This is a genomic window from Chamaesiphon sp. OTE_8_metabat_110 (assembly GCF_031382685.1).
In the GTDB taxonomy this organism is placed as follows: domain Bacteria; phylum Cyanobacteriota; class Cyanobacteriia; order Cyanobacteriales; family Chamaesiphonaceae; genus Chamaesiphon.
On the sequence record NZ_JANMZA010000066.1, the window covers coordinates 1 to 8731 of the forward strand.

The following is an 8731-nucleotide window of genomic DNA, read 5'->3' on the forward strand; positions in this document are numbered from 1 at the left end:
TTAGAAGCTGAAGCCGCCCGGAAGTTTGTGGCGATGGAACTACCGAAAATTGAAACTGAAGTCAAACGAGCCGAAAACGATCTGCGCTTATTTAAAGAGCAGTTTAACGTTGTCGATCTACCGACAGAAGCCACCAAGTCAGTAGAAACAATCACCACCCTCAACAAAGAAATCACTTCGGCTTCCGCACAGCTAGCTGCCGAAACTTCCAGATTAGAGGGATTGAAGAGCTTGTTTGGTGGTAGGGATGCCCAAGCCACCATCCAATCAGGACTGGTGAGCGAATCGCCTGGATTGCAAAAATCGCTCAAAGAGCTGCAAGAAATCGAATCCAAGCTCGCAAGCGAAAAAACCCGCTTTAGCGATAACGATCCGAGCATTCTCAACCTCAAAGAGAAGCGCCAAGCACTAGTCGAAATCCTTCAAAAACGCTTTAAACAGAGTTTAGTTGGGGACAAGCAATTCCAAGGGAAAATCGTCGAACTGCAACCATCGGGGATTCAAAGTAATCTGATTGCCGACTTTGCTAAGAGTGAAGCGCAACGCACTAGCCTTCAAAAGCAGATTGCCGCACTGGTATATGTCGTTGATGCCTACAAACAGCGCATGAACGCGCTACCGAAGTTGGAACAGCAGCAAAACGCGCTCGGACGCAAACTGGAAACCACTCGCACCAACTACAAAACACTCCTGAGCAAGCTGCAAGAAATCGAAATTGCCGAAAACCAAACCCTCGGTAACTCTAGAATTCAGACTCATGCCGACTTACCCCAAGAAGCCCTCTCGCCCAAGAAAGCCCAGAATATCGCCATTGGTGGGTTCTTAGGACTATTCCTCGGCGCGGCGACTGCGTTCCTCCTCGATGGTACCGACAAACGGATTAAAACTTCCGAAGAAGCCAAATCCTTATTACCTGGATACCCGATCTTGGGTCAAATTCCCGTCTTTGAGAAAACGCGCCAATTGCCCAAACTTGGTAAATCTACTGCAAGAACTCCCGGTCAACTAGTCTTAACTGGCATGACTAGTGGCATCGAGGGTGAATCCTTCCGGATGTTACAGACCAACCTCCAATTCTTAAATGCCGATGATAGTCTCAAGGTTGTAGTAGTTTCTAGCTCCCAGTCTGGTGAAGGTAAATCCACCGTCGCTGCTAACCTCGCCCTAGCAGTCGCCGAACTCGGTAAAAAAGTACTGCTAGTCGATGCTGATATGCGGAAACCCGCCCAGCATCTGATTTGGAGACAGAGTAACTACGAGGGACTCAGCAACGTCCTCAGCGGACAATGCGATCGTCAAACTGCTACTAGTGAAATCCAACCCAACCTGTTCCTGATGACGGCTGGTGTCGTACCCCCCAACCCCGTAGTCCTCATCGACTCGGTACAGATGAGTACGTCTATCGCTCAATGGTCGCAGGAATACGATCTCGTCATCATCGACTCACCACCACTGACAGTCGCTGCGGATGCCGCAATCTTGGGTACCCAAGCTGGCGGACTAGTATTCGTCCTGCGTCCGGGTGTTGCTGACAAGGAATCTGTAGACTACGCTCAAGAAATCGTCACTCAGTCCAAACTTAAGGTCTTAGGAATGGTGCTCAACGGTGTCGATCTCGACAAGCAAAGCCGTTACAACCACTATTACTACTCTTCGCAGACAGCTAGAAGTAGTGAAGAAGGGGGTGGCGTCGGTTCTAAATTATTAAGTGGGACTACTCCCAATCGCACTCGTTAATTTGAGCTGCTAAATTAAGTAAATAAAGGGGTGGGAGATCGATCTTCCACCCCTTTATCGATCGCAACCATTAGAGATATGCTGGTTGGGGCTGTTGGGTTTCGCCTTGCTATGTCTTGTCGCACACAACTGGGAGGTTCCCTCCCAGTTGATGCGCCGCTACCCAACCTACAGATCTAAATAACTACAGACCTTTGGGTGGGTGTGTTGGGTTTCATTCTTCAACCCAACCTACAGATCTATTTTTACTCTCGATGCTCATTCTGAGCGCCCTAGCTGGGTGTGTTGGGTTTCATTCTTCAACCCAACCTACAAATTTCGGGAGAACGAATTGCTGTGTCAAAACTGGTTAAGCTTAGGGTGAGGTTATTTGCGTGACTATGCCTACTTTACCTGCGATCGAATCCGACAATCTTACCAGTAATCAGGCTGAAATCATGGCTCGGTGGCGGCAAGGATTGCGCCCAGGACAGCGAACATTGGCAGACTGGCGGGGAGGGTTATTGGCAGTCTCCGCAGTGCCAGGAGCGGGAAAGTCTCACAGTATGGCGGTCGCCGCCGCGATTACGATCGCGACCCAGAAATTACATCAACGCCATCAGTTAGTAATTGTCACCCTGACGCGATCGGCAGCCGCGAATATTAAGGATAAGATTAAAAGTTGTCTCAAAGAACTGGGCTTGCCACCGATCGGGTATAGCGTCAATACCATTCATAGTCTGGCATTGAGTATCGCCACCAAGCATCCCGAACTATCGAAATTAGATTTGACAGATCGGACTTTAGTCATGCCCTCGATCGGTCATAAGCTGATCGATGATACCATCCAAAGCTGGCTGAGTCGATATCCTCAGAGTTACCGCGATCTGTTAGCAGGCGAGAGCTTCGACGGCGAAGAGACCGAGCGATTGCGGCGTCAGTCGGTATTGAAAACCGAAATCTTACCCAGTTTGGCATTTACTACCGTTCGCGAAGCAAAAAGTTCGGGCTTGTCGCCGACGGAACTCTGGGAGATTGCCAAAATATATCCGGATCGCTACGATATCTTGAGTATTGGTGCTGGGCTGTATGAGGCTTATCAGGAGCTGCTGGAGAGCAAAGGGTATTCAGATTACGATGAGATGATTGCGGGAGCCTTGCGAGTGATGCGAGACCCCGCTGCGTGCAGATTGTGGCAGCAACAGGTCTATGCAGTATTTGAAGATGAGGCTCAAGATTCGAGTCCCTTACAAGAGCGGCTATTGCGCCATCTGGCAGGCATTCCCGATCGAGCTGACCTTCCCCCCAATTTAATTCGCGTTGGCGACCCGAATCAAGCGATCAACTCTACCTTTACCCCTGCCGATCCCAGATATTTTCGAGAATTTTGCCAAGAGTGTAGCGATGTTGTCAATCCAGATGCCAGTTCGCGCTTGGAAAAGATGGAACAAGCCGGACGCAGTACCCAGGTAATTATGGATACGGCTAATTTTGTCCTCAATTGGGGTAACAATTATTTGCAACCGCCAGCTAAATCCGAAGACGATGCTGCAAATTTAGCCGATCTCCAGCCGGAGTCAGTCTTTTGGCTCCAAACTATTCGCCCGGTATTATTAGGCGACGCGCAACCAAATCCGATCGCCCAAGATGGCGGCGTTGAATTAAATACTCCCAGTGATGTGTATGAATCCGTCCGCACGATCGAAGGACGATTGACAACTTTATTTAAGGCAAATCCGACAGCAAATGCCGCAATTTTAGTACGGGAAAATCGCCAAGCAAAGTTTATTCTCGATCGATTAGCTGACTGGAAGCGATCGCATCCGGAAATCAAACTTTTTGAAGCCGGGGAAGGCGATCGGACTTCTAAAATTCCGGGAGAAATTCTAATCTTATTTCAGTTTACCATGCGACCGCATTCACCCGATTATCTCAAAGCAGTACTCAAGGTGTTATTAAGTCGTAAACTAATTGAAGCTCAAGATATCGATGCTCTGGCGGTATTTCCCGAACGATTTTTGTATCCCAATATTTTAGAAACTCCGCAAACTGAAATAACCCAAAGAGCGCGAGATATTTGTTGCGAACTGCTGCGATCGCGATTGACATTACCGCACGATCGGCTGATTGGTTATTTGGGCGATCGGTTAAACTATCAAGCGTCAGAACTGGCAACAGCCGATAAATTAGCCGAGCGGATTGCCTTGCAAACATACGGGCGTAGCTCGATTTATGCCACGATCGAAGTACTCCAAGAAATTGTCACTACCGAAGGTTTTGAAAACATCGATGATGGCTCGGAGTCGCGGTATACAGCATCCGGACAAGTGACGATTATTACTATGCACAAAGCGAAGGGATTAGATTGGGATTATGTCTTTATTCCCTTTTTAAGCGATCGCATTCCCGGACAATTATGGACGCCCCAAGGTGCTAAATTTTTAGGTGACTTTACCCTCGCAGAAGTCGCTCGTGCCAAAATTCGCGCTCATTTACATCAGCAGTTATTACCGACACCTAGAGATGCTTGGGAACTAGCTAACTATCTCAAGCAAGGTGAAGATTTGCGGCTATTATATGTGGCAATTACCCGAGCTAAAAAATTATTATGGTTAGCCGCCGAACGCGAAGCCCCATTTCTGTGGAATCGATTTAATTGGCAACAGGGAGATCGACTGCAAGAAAGTAAACCATCGCCATTTTTTATAGCTCTATGCAAACAGTTTCCCAAATTAGTATGTAGGATGTAAGAATACGGATTATGTCCTTCGATCGAGCTGAATTTATTACACTGCTAATCTCGATCGCGATCGAGACATTAATTGTTGGAATTTGGGGTAAACTTCGACAGCTAGATTGGCGACTGCTGGCGCTCGTTGCTGTTGCAAGTACGCTGATTACACATCCAATTTTATGGCAAGTCTTTAATGACTTATTGCCGAAAGTGAATTTAGATCGAGATCTAGAAGATCGCTTCAATTATTTGGCATTACTACTCGAAATTCCAGTAGTATTAGCTGAAGGGATCGTGTATAAATGGGTAATGAAATATTCCTGGCGATCGAGTATGACGATCTCCCTGATGGCTAATCTTACTTCTTATCTAATGGGACTATGGTTGGTATCTCTAGCCTACGATCGGTAGCAATCAATAAAAGTGGAATTTCAATCCAAGCATGAATACTTGCCACAACACCATACCCAGCACGCGTTAGGATAAAGGTATGTTGAAAAGAAATAAATAACAGCATGGAAATACCACCAAGTAACAAGTAAAAATATCTAGTCGGATGCTGAATTGGTGAATTATCGAAGTCGGGTGTCCATCGCGAAAATAAGCCGATGACTACTGCATAGTGCATACATTGAAGAAAAGCCACCGCCGAAAATAACGGATAAGCGAGCGCCGATTGTTGCCAAGATGGAGCGATAAAAGCTCGTAGATAAGTGTCGTTGATTTCCGATGGTAAGTTGACAATCGGTACTAATTGATAAAGGATAATTATTAATGGCAACAATCCAAAAAATACCCCACAAATCCAGATGATTCGGGGCGATTTAAAACCTTGGCGTTCGAGAATAAAACCAACGGGAGTAAGATTGTGAAAAATCGCAAATATGACTAGAGTAGCGATCGGATCGCACACGATGCCAATTGTGAGTAGACAGCCAACGATCGTACCAAGTGCGCCTAGCTTCCAGTCGCGAATCCACAGATAATGAGTCGCGATCGTCACTAATCCTAATCCACATCCAAGTTCGAGTAATTGAGCGATGTTACTAGGGATAAATCCCCATATACTCACGCAGCGAATTGTCGCGATCGCTAATACCAAGGCGATTAACCAAGGGATGGTTTTGCGATTCAATCGTCGATTAAAGCGACTATGAATATATCGCAATTCGATCGCCACATGGGCGATACCAAAAGTAGCTAAAGTTGCAGCATAAGTAGTTAGTGGAACGATAATAGCACAGATCGCACTGACTAAGACGATCGCGATTCCCCATATTAGATCTACTGCTCGATAATTTTGCGATTGCGTTGCCACAGTACCCATCCTAAAATTGCGATGCCGATCGCTGGAAAGATTAATAAATTCAGCATTGGCGGCGCTGAAGAACTGACTGGCGCTAATTTTAATCCCTGACGATCTAGCGACTGAATTTTATAAATAGTTTCAATTTGTTTTCCTTCATTAATAATTGGAACAGAGTGGGGCTGCTGGATACTTTGAGTACTTTTAATTAAGGTCTTTTGCAATTTAGAATTCTGCAAAGTTCTGCCAGAGCTAGTAGTTTTGAGATCGCTAGGTTTGACTTTATTTTTCTCGATCGCCGTTATATTTGCGACGACACGATAACCAGCAAGCGGCAAACAGCGATCCGGTTGCATCTGGACATAAGCCCCAGTAGGTGTCAAACTAATTTCGCTTCCAGTCCGAGCAAAAAATAGATAATTTGGGTACTTATTTAAGTTACTAATTTTGAAACAGGTGCTGAAATTCCTAGTGTAGCCAGCACCAGGAGCTACATCAGCCAGGATTAATGAATGAGTTAATAATGACATATAGATTAGGTTGTTATATTAATTAGTTAGTTAATAGTAGTTAATAGTAGGGTGGGCACTGGCCACCACAAAGGTTATAGCTAATTTATATTATTTAGAATCATCATGCCGATCCAGTTATTAATAACGAAAATGCGATCGACTGTCGTGACAATTTAAAGTCTTACCAGCAGTTAATAAAGACCATTATTCCACAGTTGTCGATCGCTAGTCTGTGCTGTGAGATTACATGGCTAACAGCAGTTTGTTGGAGATCGAACCGCTGAAGCACGGGAGAACTTGCCACGATCGCGATTTTGGTAGGTTGCAATTGTCCGGGAGTCGAGATCTCGTAATCCCCAAAACCCAAATCGGTAAACTCATATCTACCATCAGCTTGAGAAGTGGTTCGGCGTACTTTGGTACCGGAGATCTGCACGGCGGTAACTTCAGCGTTGGGACGAGGTTTACCCAGCGCATCGGAGACAACTCCAGTGACTTTATAGATCGGTATTAACGGTAAGGGAATGGCTGTATAACTACCTAAAGCCACATTTACTCGCAAGGATACCAGCGGTTTACCCATCGCATCTGTCATCGCATTCCGCCAGCCAGGAGGGAGGCGCACGGGATTGAGATCGAGGCGATAGCTACCCGGTAGGCTGCGGATTTCGACGCGATCTGGGAGTTGGGTTGTCTGACTGGGATTGAGGGCTTTGTTATCGAGGGTGACTAATTCGGGATGCCAGTAACTCTCTTCGCCAGGATCTTGCTTGCCATTACCATTGCGATCGAAAAATGGTTGGATGACGATACCACCGCGCGTCCGCAGATCTTCTACCTGCGTCGTCGCCACACTCCCGCCTTGAAAATCGAGCGTTGATTGTAATTCCAGCGAAAAGTTCTCCCGATTGGTAAAAGCTGAAATCCCCTGATAACGCCCCATTAATTGTAAACCGGGCGCTAAGGTAATCCCCAAGCCTGCATTTGCCCCGCGCCCGAAGCCGCTCCAGCCGTAACCTAGCTCGGATTGTAGGATCGTTGATTGATACCGCCAGATCAATTGCCCCAGCGTCGTTGGCGCACCTGCATAAGTAGATTGATAATTGGCAACGATATTTTGGGTACTTCCTGTCGTAGATGGGAGTTGATAACTCACTTCTGAGTTGAGGCTAATTTCATTCCCCTGCAAACCAATGTGCCAATTATTCTGCTGATGGCTGGCACTCCAGCGCAAAAAGGATTTACTATCCAGCGTCCCCTGAAGATTGCTACTGCTATTGGGTGCGACACTAAAACTATAGTTACCGCCGATCGCGACTCCAGACAAACTATCATATTTGCTAGTAGCAGTCAGTTGAGGCGTTACCAGCCAATTGAGATCGGCGCGACTGGATAATTTATCGCTGCTAAAATTGGCATTGAAATTAGGCGCTGGCTGATAATTGACACTACTAACCAGATCCCAGCGATCGCCTGTAACTGCTGAAACTGAAGCCTGAAGCGGCACCCCCGTCGGTTGCCAAAACACTTCCCCGACACCGCGCACCGCTAACGGATCGCTCACTAGTCCTCCACCCAGAGTCAAAGATTCACTAATCCCCCGCCGATAAGCGACCCCACCCTGCAACCCATCAAATTTGCCGATAAATTCATTCGCACCCCGATTGTAATTCGTCCCCGCAGACACGATAAACGCCCCCGCACCACTAGGTAATTGACCGGGTACGGTCGTAAATGTTACCTCTCGCACTTGCGGATCGGCTGTAAGTTGCCCATTCGGATAGAGCAGCAACCGATAATTACTCCCAAACTCACCCTCATTACTAACAGGCACATTCTCAAACCGAAACACCCGCGAACTATCGACCAAAATCTGACCGACAACATTGGTATTAAAACCCCGAATCAGCCTCACCACCGTCCCCGGCGGCGCTTGTCCGATGACGGTTCGCCCCAACCGACTCGATTGCAATCGATCGTTTGGCAAAAAGTCGCCCCCAGTCAAGGATGTCGGTGGCGTAAACCCTTGGCGCTGAATTGTAGTGACGCCCCAATAGGCTCCCGTCGGATTTCCCTGTCTGCGCCAAAATGGACTTTGAGAGCCAGAAATCCAGTCCGAACTACCAGTTTGATTGATGATTACCGCATCGCTTAATCCCCAAGTGAGGAGATTGGCAAGTTTAGGTTGCTCGACACGTAAATACCAGCTAGAACCCAATACCGTCCCGACTGATTTGAATTCACCCTGAGTATTGAGTTGATTATTCGTCGAGCCGCTGAGATTGACTCGCTGCTGGATGGCACTGAGACTGGCTGTAGGCGGATCGATCGCGGTCAATCCCTCCAAACTTACTGGTGCTGGTGTTACCACAGCTTGAGGTCGCTCCTTGGGCAGAGTGTAGCCAAATTTGAGCGTGACTTCCTGGCGATTTAACTTCCCACGCTGTTCACAGTCAATTTTCA

Annotated in this window: 6 protein-coding genes; 3 read left to right on the forward strand and 3 right to left on the reverse strand. The window is 47.1% G+C overall.

Annotation, left to right across the window (positions count from 1 at the left end; all coding sequences use genetic code 11):
* From RMO52_RS02650 to RMO52_RS02660, 3 genes are all read left to right on the forward strand, one after another.
* Positions 1-1737: polysaccharide biosynthesis tyrosine autokinase (locus RMO52_RS02650; protein ID WP_310410637.1), on the forward strand; the 1737-nt coding region annotated here is incomplete at its 5' end.
* Positions 1738-2117: 380 nt separating this feature from the next.
* On the forward strand, positions 2118-4466 hold the full coding sequence (locus RMO52_RS02655; protein ID WP_309738497.1) for an ATP-dependent helicase: 2349 nt from the start codon (positions 2118-2120) through the stop codon (positions 4464-4466).
* 11 nt (positions 4467-4477) lie between these two features.
* A complete protein-coding gene (locus tag RMO52_RS02660; RefSeq protein WP_309738494.1) occupies positions 4478-4861 on the forward strand; it encodes a hypothetical protein in 384 nt (127 codons plus the stop codon).
* On the opposite strand, the gene RMO52_RS02665 is transcribed toward RMO52_RS02660, so the two are convergent.
* The 3 genes from RMO52_RS02665 to RMO52_RS02675 form a co-directional block, all read right to left on the reverse strand.
* Positions 4809-5768, reverse strand: coding sequence for a hypothetical protein (locus tag RMO52_RS02665; protein WP_310410640.1), 960 nt, complete (start codon positions 5766-5768; stop codon positions 4809-4811). The two genes, RMO52_RS02660 and RMO52_RS02665, sit on opposite strands and share 53 nt — an antisense overlap.
* Positions 5735-6286 (reverse strand): hypothetical protein, encoded by a 552-nt coding sequence (locus tag RMO52_RS02670; protein ID WP_310410642.1) that lies wholly within the window; start codon positions 6284-6286, stop codon positions 5735-5737. The genes RMO52_RS02665 and RMO52_RS02670 overlap by 34 nt, the downstream gene beginning before the upstream one ends.
* Positions 6287-6449: 163 nt before the next feature.
* Positions 6450-8731, reverse strand: a 2282-nt coding sequence (locus RMO52_RS02675) for a carboxypeptidase-like regulatory domain-containing protein (RefSeq protein ID WP_310410645.1), incomplete at its 5' end; no start/stop codon positions are given.